General features: G+C 65.2%; 13 protein-coding genes. 3 read left to right on the top strand and 10 right to left on the bottom strand.

Features of this window, described 5'->3' with window-relative positions; all coding sequences use genetic code 11:
• Positions 1–133 precede the first annotated feature (133 nt).
• On the top strand, positions 134–913 hold the full coding sequence (locus tag J7E80_RS16440; RefSeq protein ID WP_215053316.1) for a hypothetical protein: 780 nt from the start codon (positions 134–136) through the stop codon (positions 911–913).
• 44 nt (positions 914–957) lie between these two features.
• Here the strand turns inward: J7E80_RS16440 and J7E80_RS16435 are convergent, their stop codons facing one another.
• The 10 genes from J7E80_RS16435 to J7E80_RS16390 all read right to left on the bottom strand — a co-directional run bounded on the left by J7E80_RS16435 (position 958) and on the right by J7E80_RS16390 (position 13,987).
• Positions 958–1,524: a heme-degrading domain-containing protein gene (locus J7E80_RS16435; RefSeq protein ID WP_311380859.1), complete on the bottom strand. Its 567-nt coding sequence runs from the start codon at positions 1,522–1,524 to the stop codon at positions 958–960.
• Positions 1,525–1,561: 37 nt separating this feature from the next.
• The gene (locus J7E80_RS16430) at positions 1,562–2,584 is read right to left on the bottom strand and encodes a LacI family DNA-binding transcriptional regulator (RefSeq protein WP_215053315.1); all 1,023 of its coding nucleotides are present in this window, start codon (positions 2,582–2,584) and stop codon (positions 1,562–1,564) included.
• A gap of 172 nt (positions 2,585–2,756) precedes the next feature.
• The gene (locus J7E80_RS16425) at positions 2,757–4,382 is read right to left on the bottom strand and encodes a GMC oxidoreductase (protein ID WP_215053314.1); all 1,626 of its coding nucleotides are present in this window, start codon (positions 4,380–4,382) and stop codon (positions 2,757–2,759) included.
• Between the two features lie 5 nt (positions 4,383–4,387).
• Positions 4,388–5,602, bottom strand: coding sequence for a glycoside hydrolase family 88 protein (locus J7E80_RS16420; protein ID WP_215053313.1), 1,215 nt, complete (start codon positions 5,600–5,602; stop codon positions 4,388–4,390).
• Between the two features lie 11 nt (positions 5,603–5,613).
• The gene (locus J7E80_RS16415) at positions 5,614–7,146 is read right to left on the bottom strand and encodes an aldehyde dehydrogenase family protein (protein WP_215053312.1); all 1,533 of its coding nucleotides are present in this window, start codon (positions 7,144–7,146) and stop codon (positions 5,614–5,616) included.
• A gap of 29 nt (positions 7,147–7,175) precedes the next feature.
• Complete coding sequence (locus J7E80_RS16410) at positions 7,176–7,988, bottom strand: enoyl-CoA hydratase/isomerase family protein (RefSeq protein ID WP_215053311.1); 813 nt, start codon at positions 7,986–7,988, stop codon at positions 7,176–7,178.
• Complete coding sequence (locus J7E80_RS16405; protein WP_215053310.1) at positions 7,985–10,252, bottom strand: GMC family oxidoreductase; 2,268 nt, start codon at positions 10,250–10,252, stop codon at positions 7,985–7,987. The genes J7E80_RS16410 and J7E80_RS16405 overlap by 4 nt, the downstream gene beginning before the upstream one ends.
• 43 nt (positions 10,253–10,295) lie before the next feature.
• On the bottom strand, positions 10,296–11,930 hold the full coding sequence (locus J7E80_RS16400; protein WP_215053309.1) for an acyl CoA:acetate/3-ketoacid CoA transferase: 1,635 nt from the start codon (positions 11,928–11,930) through the stop codon (positions 10,296–10,298).
• Between the two features lie 16 nt (positions 11,931–11,946).
• A complete protein-coding gene (locus J7E80_RS16395; protein ID WP_215053308.1) occupies positions 11,947–12,957 on the bottom strand; it encodes a Gfo/Idh/MocA family protein in 1,011 nt (336 codons plus the stop codon).
• 10 nt (positions 12,958–12,967) lie between these two features.
• Positions 12,968–13,987, bottom strand: coding sequence for a LacI family DNA-binding transcriptional regulator (locus J7E80_RS16390; RefSeq protein ID WP_215053307.1), 1,020 nt, complete (start codon positions 13,985–13,987; stop codon positions 12,968–12,970).
• A 272-nt stretch (positions 13,988–14,259) separates the two neighbouring features.
• Between J7E80_RS16390 and J7E80_RS16385 the strand changes: the two genes are divergently transcribed.
• A complete protein-coding gene (locus tag J7E80_RS16385; protein ID WP_215053306.1) occupies positions 14,260–15,552 on the top strand; it encodes an ABC transporter substrate-binding protein in 1,293 nt (430 codons plus the stop codon).
• Between the two features lie 77 nt (positions 15,553–15,629).
• Positions 15,630–16,646, top strand: a complete 1,017-nt coding sequence (locus tag J7E80_RS16380; RefSeq protein WP_215053305.1) for a carbohydrate ABC transporter permease — start codon at positions 15,630–15,632, stop codon at positions 16,644–16,646.
• Position 16,647 lies beyond the last annotated feature (1 nt).

The following is a 16,647-nucleotide window of genomic DNA, read 5'->3' as shown; positions in this document are numbered from 1 at the left end:
CCAGAGCACAGTCTTCTGGCTCGCCTGCCAGGACGCAGAAGCACCGCGGTGGCTCACCGACGGGGACAGGGTCAGAACCCTCAGCGTCGCCAAGCCCGAACTCGGCAAACGCCGCGCCGCCGCTGCGGCCCTGATGGGCGACCTGCCCGGCTTCAAGGAATTACCGCCTGAGCAGGCCGAGTCCGTCCTGAACACCTTCGCGCGGCTCTCCGACGGCATGGTCCTGCGCGACCTTAGCCATGTCGTCCACCTGGCAGTGGACGCTGAAGTACCCGCTGCAAACGTTGAACAGGCCATTCGAAGCCTGCGTTTGGGAGTCCCGGAGAGCCCGTGGTCCGCTCCTGACCTGCTGCACCGGATCGCCCACGGAGAGGACAAGGTCAGCTCACGGGTACTGGGCCAACCCGCGGCGGTGCGGCGTTCACTGGACGTCCTGCTGCGCCGCGACCGGTCTTACCGGCCAATTGACGCCCGTGTCGCACGCCGCGGGGATCCCTTTGAGATCACTCAGGAGCGGGTTCATCAGGCCATCAGTCATCAGTTCAATGACGAGCTGCAGCGTCCGGAGATTCTCAACCGCATCGGCAACAACATCATCGTCTTTGACTTCATCTCCGAACCGGTGGCGCGGCAGCTTGTCGAAAAGTACCTGCACGCGGTCGTGCGGAGAGTGCGGTCACGCTTCGGACTGCGTCTTGCCATAGCCCCGGCTGTTGCCGACGTCGTGACGGAATCGGCGTTGGGTAACCTCGATTTCGGTGGCCGGGGTGTCAGTTCTGCCGTGGAGACAGCGTTCGTCAATCCACTCGCCCGCGCCCTGCTGGACGTTCCGCCGGAGTGGACACGAGTGCTCGCGGCGGACGTCCAACCGGCGCCGCACGGATGGGAACTGACGCTTGCCGGCGATATCTAGCGTGGGCATCGGAAGGTCATGTGCGTAGGGACCGTCGGAAAGCTTTAGTTCAGGAACGAGCCCAGTGCCTCCACGACGAGGTCATGGTCGGCCTGTTGTGGCAGGCCGGAGACGGTCACAGTGCCGACTGCCCCGGCCCCGTTGAGATAGATCGGGAAGGCTCCGCCGTGGGAGGCATAACGGAGCTGGTCGAACCAGCCATTGTCTTCCAGCCGGCCGCCGCCGAGACGTCCGCGCAGTCCCACCAACAGTGAGGGTTCGCAGTAGCGTTCGGCTGTCCTGGCCTTGCGCTCGATCCAGATGTCGTTGTCCGGTGTTGCCCCTTGGAGGGAGGCATGGAAGAGAATGTGCTGGTTCCGGCGGATATCGATGGCTATGGGCAGCTTCCGTGACATGCCGAGCCCTGTGAGCAACAGACCGAGGGCGAGGGCATCACCCTGGTCGAACTTGTCGAAGCGCAGGGTCTGGATTTCGGTTTCGATCCGCCGTATCAGGGATCGGAGCGCTGACTCGGGTTGTTCGCCCCCAAAGTCCGGGTCAAAGGCAAGTTCCGGCTGGGCTGCAGCGGCTGAAGTATTGAGATGCATGTGGGCGTGTTCTTTCTGTTTCACGTGCCCGCTGCCGTATCGCAGCGCCAGCAAGCGAAGATCAACTCCTGGAACGCCAGGTGGCAGTCGAGGATCTGATTTTGAGTTGGGGTTCGATGAGGGCCAGCTGTGTTGGTATGTCGGCGTTACCGTCGTCCAGCCTCGTCATCAGCAGTTCGGCTCCTTTGGCTCCAACCTGCTGCGGGAATCCCGCCACGGACGTCATGGGCGGAACCTGACCAGCGGCGATGCGTGTGTCGTCGAAGGATGCGACGGCGATATCCCGGCCGGGTTCGAGCCCGCGGCGGCGCAATTCGTCGTAGACGCCCTGGGCCACGATGTCGCTGTAGGCGACAACCGCGTCGGGCAGTTTTCCTTGGTCAAAGAGCCGGCCGAGTGCGGCGGCGCCGCCTTCAGGGCTGACCGGACTGCGCAGCTCTTCTTTGCTCCACACCTCAACCCCTTTGGGTTCCAGGGAAGCGCGAAGGCCCTCCTCCCGTTCAGCCAGTGACGGTGCGGGCCGGCCGCCAAGGAACGCCACGGTCCTGGCACCGAGAGCCGAGAGGTGCTCTCCAAGCATCTGCGCTCCCTGGACGTTCTCGCTGCCGACGTAGTCGAAGCCAGGGAACCGGCGGGCGAGCAGGACGATGGGAACGCTGGCCGCGTTGACCTGTTTGGCCAGCCGTTCCGGGTCAGTGCCCAGGGCCGGGAGGATGAGGAGCCCGTCGACCTGGCGTTCGATCATGGACGCGACGATTTCGTGCTGCCGGTCAGCCAGGTCGCGGCTGTAGCCGATGAAGATCGTGTAACCGGCATCGTGGGTGATTTGGTCCACCGCCATGGCAAGCTCGGCAAAGTACGGGTTGATGATCTCTGTGACAATCAGCCCGATGGTCATGGACCGGCTCTGGCGAAGGTTGGCGGCCTGCCGGTTATACACGTACCCGAGCTGATCCATGGCCTCGCGTACCTTCATGGCGGTGGATTCCGGGATCCGCGAGCTGCCGCGAACAACCAGGGATGCCGTGGACCGTGAGACGCCCGCGGCCTTGCTCACGTCTTCGAGGGTGATACGGGGGGCCATGCTCTGTTCCTGCCGGTAGGTCGATAGGCAAGAGGACGCCTCCGCCTGCCTATCGACTCTAGCAATCAGTGCACTTTTTTGAAGGGGCCTCGCCGCGGACCTGGGGCTGACCATGGAACGGTGGTCAGCCCCTGGTTCTCCGGCAGAAGCCGCGGCACCGGGGTGATCGGCCTTACGTCTCACTGGCGCTGCGGTGGTCACTGCCGGTCGCCTGTGTGCGGGCGGGGGAGTGTCCGGCGGCGAGGATGGTGTCTGCAACGCGCAGGGCGTTGGCGGCGATGGTCAGTGCAGGGTTGAGGGCTGCCGAGGAGGGGAAGAAGGAGCTGTCGACGATCCAGAGGTTGTCCAGGTCATGGGCCCTGCAGTCGGGGGTGAGGACGCTGGTGCGGGGGTCCTTGCCTGCCACCGCCGTGCCGCACTGGTGGGAGTTGGTCTCGATGCCCATCCGCTCGCTGAAGATCACCGGGTATCCGGCCTTCCTGACTGCCTTGCTAACCCGTCGCACAAGCTCCTGATGGGGCCCGAGGTTGTTCGGTTCCCACCAGACGTGGATCTTGCCGTCGATCACGCTGATGCCGTTGTCCCGCCGTGGCAGGTCCTCGGTGGTGAGGTAAATGTCGATACTGCGGTCCGACATCGCCTTCAGGATGGGGTTCGGCGCCCAGCTGCGGGCCATTTTGAGCATGCTGGCCCGCAGTTTTCCGAGCATCTGCAGGTTCCCCAAGGGGTACTTGTTGGTCGGGCCGGCTTCGTACCAGTCGTTCAGGCCCAGGGTTTTCTGCCACAGCGTGCGGTTGACCCTGAAGGGGTTGATGCCGATGAAGAAGGTGCTGTTGTGCACCATGTAGTTCCGGCCGAGCAGCCCCGAGGAGTTGGCCAGCCCGCGCGGGCTCTCAGGAGTCGCCGAGCGCAGCAGCAGTGCAGCCGAGTTCACCGCGCCGGCGGCGAGGATGAACTTGTCGGCCTCGATGCGGATGACCCGGCCGTTGTTTTCAGCCAGAGCAGCAACGATGGTCCGGCCGCCGGGTCCCGGGATGAGCCGTGTGACCTTGGTATCGGTCAGCAGGGTGGCGCCTGCTGCGATGGCAGGATCGATGGCGACCTTTTCCGCATCCGCTTTCAGCCCGGCCTCGTTCGGGGCCCCGTCACTGGTCGCGCACAGGGCGCGTTTTTCCGGTGTGTCCGCGTCAAGGCCGTTCGGCATCCGGAAGGGGTGCAGTCCCTGGCGCCGGAAGGAATCGGCGAGGTCCTGGATTGCCGGTTCGTGGTCCAGGGCCGGGTAGGGGTAGGCCTTGGAATGTGGCGGCTCGGTGGGGTCCTCGCCAGTCTGCCCGTGGACCTGGAAAAGCTCCTCGGCCCGGGTGTAGTACGGTTCCAGATCGTCGTAGCTGAAGGGCCAGGCCGGTGAGGTTCCGTCCTGGTGCTGGGTCTCTTCGAAGTCGCTGGCCCGGAACCTCGGCAGGCACGCGCCGTAGACTTTCGTGTTGCCGCCCACCCAGTAGTAGACGCCGGGCTTGAACGCAGCCCCGATGCGGCCGTTGTACCAAGTGTCGGCGTTCTTGTAGCGGCCTTTGAGGTACACCTCGTCCAGATCGGAGTTTTGCGGCTCCGCCGGCAGGCGGTGGCCGCGTTCGATGACCAAGACCTTGGCGCCGGAATCTTTCAGGGCGTAGGCCATGGTTCCTCCGCCCATGCCGGAACCGATGATGGCGATATCGGCGCGGATCACCTCCTCAGGTGCTGCACGCTCTGCCGGGGCCTGAGGCAGCGGCGCCTGGTCGATGGTTGGGTATGCCATGGCACTTACAAACTCTCGTGTGCTTCGTGGAATTGCTGGATCTGATCGATGGTGTCCAGGAACCAGTAGTCGCCCCACATGACGGATTCGTCGACTCCGAGGTCTTTGTCCTCGTGGTAGCTGCCGTGCTTGAGCACGCCTTCCCACTCCTCGTTCGGTGTGGCCAGGAAGTCGTCCTCGGTGAGGCGGCGGAGGATGTTCACGGCGTAGTCGGCGTAGAGGGTGGCCTTTGTGCGGTCCTGCACGAGCCCGGCGAGCTGCCAGAGGCCGCCTGCTGCGGCTGCCGCGGCCGATGTCTCGTAGGGGCGTTCCGGTGAGGGTTCTTCCCAGTCGTTGGGCGGAACGAGGCGGTCGCCGGTCTTTTCGATGTAGAAGTCTGCTGCGGCGACGGCGGTTTCGAGGAAGCGGCGCTCTCCGGTGAAGCGGTAGACGGTGCCGAAGCCGTAGAGGGCCCAGGCCTGTCCGCGTGCCCAGGATCCGTCGTCGGAGTAGCCCTGTTGGGTGGTCTGCTTCAGGAACGCGCCGGTTTCCAGGTCGAACATGCCTTCGTGGGAGGCGGATCCGTCGCCGCGCATGAGGAAGCGGCGGGTGGTGAGGCAGTGATCCACGGCTTTGCGGGCCATGTCCCGGTCGCCGGTCTGCTGGGCGGCGTAGAGGGCCATGTGGATGTTCATCATGATGTCGATGAACAGGCTGTCGGGTTGGCGGAAGCTGGGCATGTAGCGGCCGGCTTCGCGGTAGCGGCTGGCGGTGGTGCGTCCTGCCTCCACGACGACGTCGCGTTTGGTGGTGTCACCGGTGGCTTCGAACCAGCGCCGGTAGGTGGACCAGAACAGGAATCCCAGGTCGTGGACGGTGTCATCGCTCTTGCGGTGTTCGATGAGTTCGGAGTAGTGTTCGGCGGCGGCGCGGAAGCGGTCCTGGTCGCTGGCGTCGGCGCGGCGGGAGAGCATCCACAGCTGGCCGCCGAGGAATCCTTCGCACCAGTTGGTCCACGCTTCGCCGTCGACAACCCATTTGCCTTCCTCGGTGTAGAGGGGGAACCGGTCGGGGTGTTTGGTGATGAGTCCGGCCAGTTTGGCCGAGGCTGTTTTCCAGGCCTTGGCGGCAGCGTCCCCGAATGCTGCCGGCACTTCATATCCGGCGGGCAGGGTCAGTGGCAGCATGGCTGGCAGGACGGCGCGGGCGTGGGCGGTGGGGGTGGTGGCAGTGGCAGTCATGGTGGTTTCCTTCAGGTAATTGGCTTATCGGCGGGGGCGTCGGGGGCGTCCACCCAGCGGGTTTCACGGGTGCCGACCTGGAGTTGGATGGTCTTCAGTTCGCTGAATTCGGCCAGCGCCTGGCGGCCGAGTTCGCGTCCGATGCCGCTTTGTCCGTACCCGCCGAAGGGTACTTCCGGGTAGCCGTCCATCCAGCGGTTGACCCAGACGGTCCCGGCGCGCAGGTCGCGGGCGGCAGTGAGGGCTTCGTTGATGTCGTTGCTCCAGATCCCTGCGGACAGGCCGAAGGAGGTGGAGTTGGCGATGCCGATGGCCTCCTCGAGGGCGTCGTAGGGCAGGACGGAGAGGACGGGTCCGAAGATTTCGTCCGTGGCGATGGACATTTTCGCGGTGACGCCGGTGAAGACGGTGGGCTGGTAGAACCTGCCGCCGTCCAGGCCGGTGTCGAGGCGGTCACCGCCGGTGAGCAGGCGGGCGCCGGCTTCACGGCCTTCGGCCACGTAGCGTTCGACGACGGCGAGCTGGGCGTCGTTGACGAGCGAACCGACCAGGGTGTCGGACTTGAGCGGGTCGCCCACACGCATGTGCTGGGCCCGATCGACGACGGCGGCAGCGAACTCATCTGCGATGGAGCGGTGCACGATTAGTCGGCTTCCGGAGTTGCAGCACTGCCCGACGTTGAAGTAGCCGCCGAACACGCCTGCGTCGACGGCGGCGGTGAAGTCGGCGTTGGCGGTGATGATCTGGGGGTTCTTTCCGCCCAGTTCGAGCTCAACTTTTTTCAGGTCCCGCCCGGCGGCCGCGGCGATACCTTTGCCGACTCCGGTGGAGCCGGTGAAGCTGATCATGTCGATGCCGGGGTGCTCGGCGATGGCTGAGCCGACGACGCGGTTGCCGGTGACGATGTTGACGACGCCTGCCGGGAAGCCGGCTTCACGGATGAGCTGGCCGAGCATGACGGTGGTAGCGGAGGTGCTTTCGCTGGGTTTGATCACGGCGGTGTTGCCGGCGGCCAGGGCGAAGGGCAACTTCTGACTGATGATCAACAGTGGGAAGTTCCACGGTGTGATCATGCCGATGACACCGATGGGTTCGTGGACGACCAGGGCCAGGGTGTCGGGTCCGAGGGCGTTATGGGCGTCGCCTTGGGTGTTGCGGGCCAGGCTGGCGGCGTATTCCCACAGTTCGGCGGTGCTGGCTACCTCGTTGCGGGACTGGGTGATCGGTTTGCCCACTTCGAGGGTTTCGGCCAGTGCCAGCGCTTCGGCGTCGCGGCGCACCAGGTCGGCGACCTTCAGCAGCAGCTTGGACCGCTGGGATCCGGTGGATTGCCGCCAGCCGCGGTCCAGGGCCTGCCGGGCTGAGGTCACGGCCCGGTCGACATCTTCCTTGCTGCCCTTGGGGAAGGAGGTGACTTCGACTTCGTGGGCTGGGCTGAGCCGGGTGAACGTCTCACCGCTGCTGGCCTGGGCGTCTTCGCCGTTGATGATCATAGGGCGGTAAGTGGGTTCCACGTCCGCGAGGGTGTAGTTCTTGGTTTCCATTTTCAGGTGTCCTTAGTACGTGGTCGGTCTTAGTTGTCGGTGAACTGGGCAGTGCGTTTGCCGCGGAACGCGGCGACGCCCTCTGCCAGGTCGTCGGTGGCGGCTGCGAGGCCGCCCGCCAGGGCTTCCAGCACCCGGGAGGGAGCGCCGTCGGCGGCTGCGTCGATCAGCTGCTTGCCGAGCTGCACCGCCAGGGGTGCGCCGGCGAGCAGCTCACCGGCCAGACGTGCGACGGCGTCCTGGAGTTCGGCTTTGGGCGCCACGGCCGTGGCCAGTCCCCAGGAGACAGCTTCGTCGCCGGTGAGCTGCCGGCGGGTCAGGACGAGTTCTTTGGCCCTGGCTCTGCCGATAAGCTCGGTGGCGCGTTTGGTGCCTCCCCATCCGGGGACCGTGCCGAGGCCAGTTTCCGGGAGGGCGAGGCGTGCCTCTGCGGCGATGACGCGGAAGTCGCAGGCCAGGGCCAGTTCCAGGCCGCCGCCGAAAGCCAGTCCGTCGATGACCGCGATGCTGGGCTGGCGCAGCCCGGCAAGGGCATCGAAGGCCCGGTGGCCTGTGGCGATCCAGTCCCGCCACATCCCTGCGGCGGACAGGTCGGCGAAGTGGTTGATGTCGGCCCCGACGCAGAAGACCTTCTCCCCGGCAGTGCGCACGATGACTAGGCGGGCCTTGGAGGAGGCGACCTCGCGAACCGCTGCAGCCAACTCGTCCAGCAGGTTCAGCGTGAGCGCGTTCAGTTTGGCGGCGCGGTCGATCAGGAGGGTGGCCGTGTGGCCGTCCGGAGAATATTCGACGGTGACCTGGCCGAGGTTCAGGTCGGGGGCCGGTGCGGTGTCGGTGCTCATAGCTGGTCCTTTTGCTGGCCGCCAAGTTCGGCGGCGAGGTGTTCTGCCGCGCGCATCACGACGGCCCAGATGGTCAGGGTGGGGTTGATGCCTGGGCAGCTGGGGAAGGCGGCGCCGGAGTACATGTACAGGTTGCGGGTGTCATGGACGGCCAGGTGCTCGTCGAGCACAGCGCCGGCGGGGTCGTGGCCGAACCGTGCGCCGCCGAGGTCATGGCTGGAGCCCACGCCGGTGAAGTACGGGCCCTGCCAGGTCTTGGTGGCGCCCATGTCCTTCAGCAGCCCGGTCGCTTTGTCTGCCATCCAGGACGCCAGACGGCGTTCGTTCTCCCGCAGGCGGTAGGTCACCCGGACCAGTGGCATGCCAAGGCCGGAGGAATCGCGGTGCCGGGGGTCGATTTCGAGGCGGTGCGAGGCGTAGGGCAGGGCATCGGGCTGGATCCGGATCACACCCTGTTGGGACCAGAGCTTCAGGTGGTCGCGGTAGCCGGCGCCCCAGCGGCGGACGTCCTCCGGCAGGGTTTCGCGGGCGATCTGCAGCGGCAAGGCCTGCTGCTCGGCGCCCAGAGTTGCGCCGCCGATGAAGCCGTGGTCAAGGGACCGGAATCCGGGGGAGACGAAGTCGTCGAGCACCACGCCCTGGGCGGCGGGGCCGGTGTGCCGGTTGAATTCGGTGCCCGGGAACAGGGCGTCGACGTGGCCGAACATCTTGGTCATGTAGTGCAGGCCCAGCTGGCCGGTGTTGTTGCCGAGGCCGTTCTCGTGCCGGGAATCGGCCGAGAGGTACATCAGGCGCAGGTTCTCGTAGGTGTAGGCAGACAGGATCACTGCGCGGGCGTACTGGCGCCGGACCCGGCCCAGCGGATCAACCCACTCCACGCCGCGGGCGGCGCCGGCGTCATCCATGATGATCCGCGTGACGCGGGCATGGGTACGCAGTTCAAAGTTGCCGGTGGCGATGGCAGCCGGTACAGGGCCCAGGCCGGGGTGCCAGCGGTCTCCGCGGAAGGAGCCGAGGCCGTTGTTCCAGGCGCTGTAGCCGGTGGCCGGCCGCCCTCCGTAGGACTCCGTGGTGAACCCCACCGGAACGGGGTGCGGGTGGAGGCCCGCTGCCCGGGTGGCTTCGGTGAACTTGTTGCCCAAGGTGAAGGGCCGGGTCGGAGGCAGCGGCAGGGGCCTGCTGCGCGAGACGAACGGATTGGATTCGTCGCCGGCGATGCCGATCAGGTGTTCGAGCTTCGTGTAGAAGGGCTCGAGCTCCTCGTAGGTCACGGGCCAGTCCGCGAGCGTGCAGTCCTCGGGCAGGGCGCCGGGTCCGTACAGGCCGTCGTAGTGGCTCTTGGGGGCGAACTGCCAAGGGTGGAAGCGGCGCAGCCAGGAGCCGTAGTGCCCGGCGGATCCGCCGACGCCGTTGACCATGCGGCCCAGGGAGAACGTCGCCTCGCGGCTGTCCTCCTCGTCCGGGGTTTCGCGCCAGCGCGGGGTTTCCTGCTGGAATTTCGGGCCTAGCCCGCCGCGGGTGTAGTAGGCGTGTTCGAGTTCGTCGGGGAGGAACTCATCGAGCGGGCGGAAGGGGCCGGCTTCCAGGCCGACCACGCTGAGGCCGGCCTCGGCGAAGACCTGGGCGCTGAGTCCGCCCATGGCGCCGACCCCGACGAGCAGGACGTCCACTTCATCGGTCATCTGGGGGTTGACGGCGTTCTCGTAGCCGAGCTGCTTGAGCCGATGGCCTTCGGTATCGCGCGGGATCTCCTGCATGGCGTCGGCAAGGGTCTTGATGACCCCGTCCTTGGTCACGTGCTCGGTGCTGAGGTTTTCCTCGGCGGAGTTTTCCAGCCAGACGCCGGGGTGGTTGAGGAACTTCCAGCCCACGGCGTTCTTGTTGCCGCCGTGGGCTGGGTCGGCGAACAGGCCTTCCTGGGTGTGGGCGACGACCAGACCGAAGAGGTCACGCTGTTCCTTCACCGGCAGCTGGTCGGTCAGTTCGCCCTGCTCGAGCAGGACCAGCATGTCGGTGCGCTCATCCAGGGTCAGCGACGCGAAGTTCCGCCCGTGCTTGTCCTGGGCGTAACGGTCCAGGGCGCCGAAGAGCCACTGGTACTTGGGCAGGTCCTTGCGTCCGTAGCCTTCGAGCGTCAGGTCGAGGTAGTCCGTGACTCCGGCCTCGCGGACGTCGGGGCTCTGCCCGTTGGAGGGGAACATCGTCTCGAACAGGGCGTCGGCTAGCTCGGTTTCGTACGGCGTCAGGATGCGGAAGCTTCTCATCGCAGAAAGTCCTTTCAGGCGGGTTGGTCGGGTCGGTCGGGCGTCAGCGCACGGCCAGGGAGGGGGTGCGCTGCTCGATCCGCTCGTGCAGCGGCAACGCGGGAAGGTGGATGCCAGCCGGGGCGTCGGCGAACAGAGCGAGGTCCATGGAGCGCAGGTCCTCGGAGACGATCAGCGGGAACTCGCTGCGGTCCAGGACGTCCTTTTGCAGGTCGACGCCGGGTGCGATTTCTGTGACGATCAGTCCGTCGGGGGTCAGTTCCAGCACGGCGCGTTCGGTGATGTATTTGACCTTCTGGCCGTTGGCGAGGGCCCGCGGTCCGGAGAACGTCACGGCGGAGACGTCATTGACGAGCTTGGTGAAGGGCCCGTCGGAGCGGATGTCCAGGCCGTTCTCGCCGGCGGCGATGTCCCGGCGTCCGGCAGTGAAGGCGCCCATAAATATGATCTCCGGAGCCGAGGAAGTGATGTCGGCGAAGCCGCCGACTCCGGCGGTGACGTGGCGCTTCTTGGGCAGGTAGTGGACGTTGACGTTGCCGTGGCGGTCGATCTCGAGGAAGGAGAGCAGCGAGCGGTGGAAGCCGCCGCCCTGCAGGAGGGTGAACTGGTCGATGCTGGGCATGATCGCGTCCGGGTTCTGGGCGCATCCGAAGGCGAAGTCCAGCAGCGGGATGCCGCCAACCGCTCCTTGTTCGATGACCCAGCTGACTTCCCGTCCCTGGTTTTCTTCGACCAGGATGTGGGGGACAAGGGCTGAGACGCCGAAGCCGAGGTTGACGATTTCGCCGGCTTTGAGCTCCTGCGCGGCGCGACGGGCGGTGATTTTCTCCAGGGAGAACCCGACGTGGGGGAGCGAGCTCAGAGGCCGGCGCAGCTGCCCGGAGATGGCGGGGTCGTTCGCGGTCAGGGTCGTCTGCAGCTGGTCTTCAGCGATCACGATGGCGTCAACGAGGATGCCGGGGACTTTCACATGCTGGGGGTGCAGGCTGCCGGCCTCAGCAAGGCGCTTGACCTGGGCGATGACGACGCCGCCGTTATTGTGCGCGGCGTAGGCCAGGTCCAGGGCTCCGAGGGGGGAGCCTTCGTCCTCGAAGGTCAGGTTGCCGTATTCATCGGCGGTGGTGGCGCGGATGATGGCGACGTTGGGGATGACTGAGGGGAAGAAGAGCCATTCCTGTCCGGCCACTGTTGCGGTTTCGACGTGGGCGGCGGGGGTGGTGCCGTTCATGCGGCCGCCCTGAAGACGCGGATCGATGAAGGTGTCGAGGCCGACCTGGGTGAAGACGCCGGGCTGTTTGGCGGCCGCGGTGCGGTGCATCTGGTAGATGACGCCGGAGGGGAAGTTGTAGGCTTCCACTTCGTCGCGTTCGATCATTTGCCAGATCAGGGGCGGTTCGGCGCTGGAGGGGCCGGACGGGTAGGATCCGGCGATGACCTTGCGCAGCAGGCCCGGACGGGCGATGTGGTCGATGCCTTTAACGCCGTACATGTCGCCGGCGGCAATCGGGTGCACGGAGGTCAGGTTGACCGGGTGGGAGGTTTCCTCGAACCGGTGGCCGATGCCGGCCAGGACGCTGTCCGGGCAACCGAGGGCGCTGGAGGAGCTGATGGTGATGACGTCATCGTCCTGGATGAGGTCCGCTGCCTCGCGGGCCGAGAGGATCTGTACTTTCTGCATGGCGTTCTTTCTGCTGTTAGTTGATGCGGACTGTGCGTCCGGTAGCTGCTGATTCCTGGGCGGCGAGGGCGACCTTGAGGGCCATCAGTCCTTCCCGACCGGTGGCCGTCGGGGTGCCGGTGCCTTCCACGGCGGCGGCGAAGGCACGCAGGCCGATCACGTACAGGTCCTCTGAGCAGTCCACCTCGACGTCGCGGATGCCGGCCTTGGTGGTCAGGAGGACCTGGCCTTTGGTGTCCTGGGTCATGGCGTCGATGACTTTGATCGTGCCTTCGGTGCCGTGGACTTCCAGGGAGGTATCGGCATAGCCGACGGTGAAGGAGTCATGGGTCTGGGCCAGGACGGGGGGCGTGCCGTCGCGTTCGTAGCGGATGACCGTCATCGCGGCATCTTCCTGGCCGCCAATGTTCCAGTCGGCCTGTTGGACGGCCACTGCGGTGACCGCCGCAGGGTTGCCCAGCAGCGGGTTCAGGACGGAGGCGTCGTGGCAGGTGATGTCCAGGATAACGCCGCTGCCCGGGGTGCTCTGCCCGAGCCGCCAGCCCCGCAGCCGCTGCGGGAGGAGGACGGCGTGGGCGACCTTGGCGGAGAGGACTGTTCCGATGGCCCCGTCGGCGACGAGTTCACGAACCTTGGCGTGCAGCGGGCTGCCGGGCAGATGATGGTTGGCGGCCAGGACAAGGCCCAGTTCCTCGGCCAGTTGCACCATGGCTTCGGCGTCGCCGGCATTAAGGGCCAGCGGTTTCTCGCACAGCACGTGCTTTCCGGCGCGAAGCGCCCGGCAGGCCTGGTCGAAGTGCTTGTCGTTCGTCGAGGAAATGTAGACGGCGTCGATGTCCCATCCGAGCAGTTCGTCAAGGTCCGTCGTCGCGTAGCGCAGCCCGTGAACTGCTGCGAATTCATCGGCCCGTCCGGCCGATCCGCTCATGACGCCCTCGATGTGGCCGCCGCTGGCGCGGATGGCGTCGATGACGCGTGTTGCGGCGATGTCGCTGGCGCCGATGAGGCCCCATTTCAGTGCTGACATGGTGTTTCTCCTAGGTTCGTGGTCGCCATTGGGCGGTTGAGGCGCGGACCTTTAGCGCCGGTTCGATGAGGGATCGCTGGGGTTCCAGCGATGGGTTGCGGATCCGGTTCAGCAACAGCTGTGCCGCCCGGCGGCCGATGAGTTCCGGGTATGTGGCTACGGACGTCAGCGGGGGCAGCAGCAGTTCGGCCATGGCGATGTCATCGAAACTTGCAACCGATACATCACGGCCGGGTTCGAGGTTCCGGCGGCGCAGTTCGGCATAGATGCCCAGCGCGACGGCGTCGCTGTAGGCGATGATGCAGTCGGGCCAGATCCCCTGGTCAAGGACGAGGGCGATTCCTTCGGAGCCGCCGACGGCATTGTTGGTGGTGGCTGCGGACAGCGTCGGGTTAAAAGACACGGCGCTTCCCGCGAATCCGGTTTCCAGGCCTTTGACCCGCTCGCCTCGCGCCGATGAGTGCTCAGGGCCGCCGACAAGCACTGCCGACGATACGCCCAGGGTTGCCAGGTGGTGGGCCAGATGCTGCCCGGCGGCGATGTTGTCCGGACCGACGTAGTCGAGCTCTTCCGAGAAGTAGCGGGCCAGTTGGAGGACGGGAACGGCTGAGCGGTCAATGATGCCGCAGACGGGAGTCAGTTCAGACCCCGTCGCCGGCAGCAGGAAGATGCCGTCGACCTGCTGCTGGACCATGGTCTCCAGCTGGACGTACTGGCGTTCGACATCGTCGCGGCTGTACCCGACGAAAAGGGTGTAGCCCGCCTCGTGGGCGGCCTCCTCAATGGTCATCGTCAGGCCGGCAAAGTAGGGGTTGCGGATGTCGGTAACGATCAGCCCAAGGGTCATGGATTCGCTGCCCCGCATGTTCGCTGCGTGCCGGTTGTAGACGTATCCCAGCTCAGCCATCGCCAGTCTGACCCGGTCCGCCGTCGCTTCGGGTATCCGGGGACTCCCGCGAAGGACCAGCGAAGCAGTAGATCGCGATACTCCTGATGCTCTGCTGACATCGTCCAGGGTTGTCTTTTTCACTGCTCTTCCACCTCCTTGCGGGTTGTCATGGATTATTTCTACCATGTTACTCGGCAACGCGCTAGACCGATCTACAAGGAATCTACTCACGCAAATGTGCTAGAAATCGCGGATTTTCTCGCTGCTCCGCTACTCATGTCACCTCTCAGGGGCAGCGGAGCATCCTGCGGAAAGAAATCTATTGCATCGATCTACTTAGTTATGTAATCTGGACCACAACGCAGGCTGTGGCCGGCTCTGACCGGCGTCTGACAACCCAAAGGAGAGTAGTCATGCGTGCATCAAACAAGCTCAAGATATCGCTGGCCGTAACGGCAGCAGTAAGCCTCATCACAGTGACCGGATGTTCTGCCAACCAACCCGCCGGGAGCTCTGCTGGGGGCGGAACCGACAAGCTGGAGATCACGTCCTGGTGGACCTCCGGCTCCGAGGCCGAAGCACTGAACGTGTTGATTGAGGGCGTAAAAGCCTCGAAGCCCGGACTGTCCGTTGACAACGCCGCGGTCTCCGGCGGCGGCGGAGCCAACGCCCGCCAGGCCTTGGCCGCGCGGCTGCAGGCCGGCAGCCCCCCGGATTCGTGGCAGCTGCACCCGGCAGGGCAGCTGAAGAGCTATGTCGACGGCGGCCAGGTGGCGGATCTGACGGAGCTGTGGACGCAGAATGACTGGGCATCCAAGCTCCCCAGGGACGTCGCGGAAGCCCAGCAGGTCGACGGCAAGTACTACACCGTGCCCATCGGCGTGCACCGCGGCAACGTGCTGTGGACCAACCCGGCCGTCCTGTCCAAGGCCAACGCAAAGATTGACCCTGCCGGGGGAGTGGACGGCCTGATCAGCACCCTCAAGCAGGTGCAGGCCTCCGGCACCACCCCGGTCTGCCTCGGCGACAAGGACATCTTCGCCTCAGCCCAGCTGCTGGAATCCATCATCATGTCCCGGACGGGGGCCGATAACTGGAAGAAGCTGTTCACCAACGAGTACTCCTTCGACGCTCCCGAGGTGAAGCAGGCCCTGGAAGACTACAAGACCATCCTGTCCCTTTCCAACAAGGACCATTCGGCCATCACCTGGGACGAAGCCGTGAAGAAGATGGCCAACGGCAGCTGCGCCGTCAGCCTCATGGGTGACTGGGCATACGGCGAACTGCTCAACGCCAAAAAGAAGCCCGGCACCGACTTCGCCTGGGTGACCTTCCCCGGTAAGGAAGACATCTTCGACTATGTGGGCGACGGGTTCTCCATTCCCGCCAAGAACATCCCCCATCCGGAAGCCGCCAACGCCTGGCTGAAGACCCTCATGGACCCGAAGGTCCAGACCGAGTTCGCCGCCAAGAAGGGCTCAATTCCGGCCGTCACCAACGCCGACATCTCCACCCTGTCCGAATACCAGCAGGAAGCCGCCAAGAGCTTCGCGAAAGCATCGGTTGTTTCGTCCCTGGCCCACGGACAGGTCACTACCGCCGAATTCGCCCAGACCTACGCCGACGCCGTCTCCACCTTCAACGGAAGCGGCAACGTGGCGGCATTCATCGCCAGCATGACGCAGGCGCAAAAGACCCAGCTGTAGCAGCCGGCAGCCAATCAAGTCGCAACGGGTGTGGCTGCAGGTTCCTGCAGCCACACCCGGACAGGATCAGTTCTCACATGACAACCTCAACAGCACTTCCGCCGGCGCCGGTCCCACCCGTCAGCGCCCGCCCGCGATTCAAGAAACAAGTACCCCATAACGTCAAGACGTCCCGCCGTGCCGCGTGGATCTTTGCCCCCAGCCTGCTGGTCAGCTTCGTCTTCGTCTACGTCTTCATCGGCATCACCGTCTACATCTCGCTGTCGAACTGGAAGATCGGGACAAGCCCGGACCTGACACTGCGCCAGCCGTTCGGAGGCACCTACGGCGAGATCATCCAGGAACAGCGGTTCCAGGCCGACATCCGCAACGTGGTGATCTTCACGGTCATCTTCCTGGTCCTGGCCATCCTCGGCGGACTCATCGCAGCCCTGTTCATCCACCACGTCACGGTCGGCAAAGGCCTGTTCCGGACAGTGTTCCTCCTGCCGTACGCGCTGTCCTTCATCGTTACCGGTGTTGCCTGGCGCTGGATTTTCGCGCCCTCCACCGGAGTCAACGAAATCCTGCGGAGCATAGGAATCCAGAACCCTCCGGGCTGGACAACCGACACCACAATCCTCGGAGCATTGAACGACCCCTCCGGGACCGACTTCCTGAAAGTCCAGCTCGGCGTCCCTGTTGCGCTGCTGCCCATCATCTTTGCCGCAGCGTGGCAGCTCGTGGGCTTCGCCATGGCCATGTACCTCGCCGGCCTTGCATCCATCCCGGAGGAATATATGGAGGCCGCAAGCGTCGACGGTGCCAACACCTGGCAGCGCCTGCGTCTGATCGTGCTGCCCCAGCTCTGGCCCTCAACCATCACCTGCTTCGTGCTCCTGCTGCACGTAGCCCTGAAAATCTTCGACCTCGTCGTCGCCATGTCAGGCTCCGGACCCGGCTTCGTCACCGACGTGCCCGGTATTTACATCTACAACTACCTCACCAGCCGGTACGACAAAGCCTCGGCAATGGCGATCATCCTGCTCCTGCTGACCCTCGCGGTGATCGTCCCCTACCTGATCCGCGGCTACCGGAAAGAGCGAAAGGCATAGA

It is taken from the genome of Arthrobacter sp. ISL-28 (assembly GCF_018613875.1).
In the GTDB taxonomy this organism is placed as follows: Bacteria; Actinomycetota; Actinomycetes; order Actinomycetales; family Micrococcaceae; genus Arthrobacter.
The sequence above is the reverse complement of the archived record's forward strand: the minus strand, read 5'-3'. Positions and strand labels throughout refer to the sequence as shown.

What these genes read in the sequence shown, in the direction of transcription:
- J7E80_RS16385 (WP_215053306.1), top strand. Translation starts at nt 14,260, where the DNA reads ATGCGTGCATCAAACAAGCTCAAGATATCGCTGGCCGTAACGGCAGCA.
- J7E80_RS16400 (WP_215053309.1), bottom strand. Translation starts at nt 11,930, where the DNA reads ATGCAGAAAGTACAGATCCTCTCGGCCCGCGAGGCAGCGGACCTCATC.
- J7E80_RS16440 (WP_215053316.1), top strand. Translation starts at nt 134, where the DNA reads ATGGGCGACCTGCCCGGCTTCAAGGAATTACCGCCTGAGCAGGCCGAG.
- J7E80_RS16395 (WP_215053308.1), bottom strand. Translation starts at nt 12,957, where the DNA reads ATGTCAGCACTGAAATGGGGCCTCATCGGCGCCAGCGACATCGCCGCA.
- J7E80_RS16405 (WP_215053310.1), bottom strand. Translation starts at nt 10,252, where the DNA reads ATGAGAAGCTTCCGCATCCTGACGCCGTACGAAACCGAGCTAGCCGAC.
- J7E80_RS16430 (WP_215053315.1), bottom strand. Translation starts at nt 2,584, where the DNA reads ATGGCCCCCCGTATCACCCTCGAAGACGTGAGCAAGGCCGCGGGCGTC.
- J7E80_RS16380 (WP_215053305.1), top strand. Translation starts at nt 15,630, where the DNA reads ATGACAACCTCAACAGCACTTCCGCCGGCGCCGGTCCCACCCGTCAGC.
- J7E80_RS16410 (WP_215053311.1), bottom strand. Translation starts at nt 7,988, where the DNA reads ATGAGCACCGACACCGCACCGGCCCCCGACCTGAACCTCGGCCAGGTC.
- J7E80_RS16415 (WP_215053312.1), bottom strand. Translation starts at nt 7,146, where the DNA reads ATGGAAACCAAGAACTACACCCTCGCGGACGTGGAACCCACTTACCGC.
- J7E80_RS16420 (WP_215053313.1), bottom strand. Translation starts at nt 5,602, where the DNA reads ATGACTGCCACTGCCACCACCCCCACCGCCCACGCCCGCGCCGTCCTG.
- J7E80_RS16425 (WP_215053314.1), bottom strand. Translation starts at nt 4,382, where the DNA reads ATGGCATACCCAACCATCGACCAGGCGCCGCTGCCTCAGGCCCCGGCA.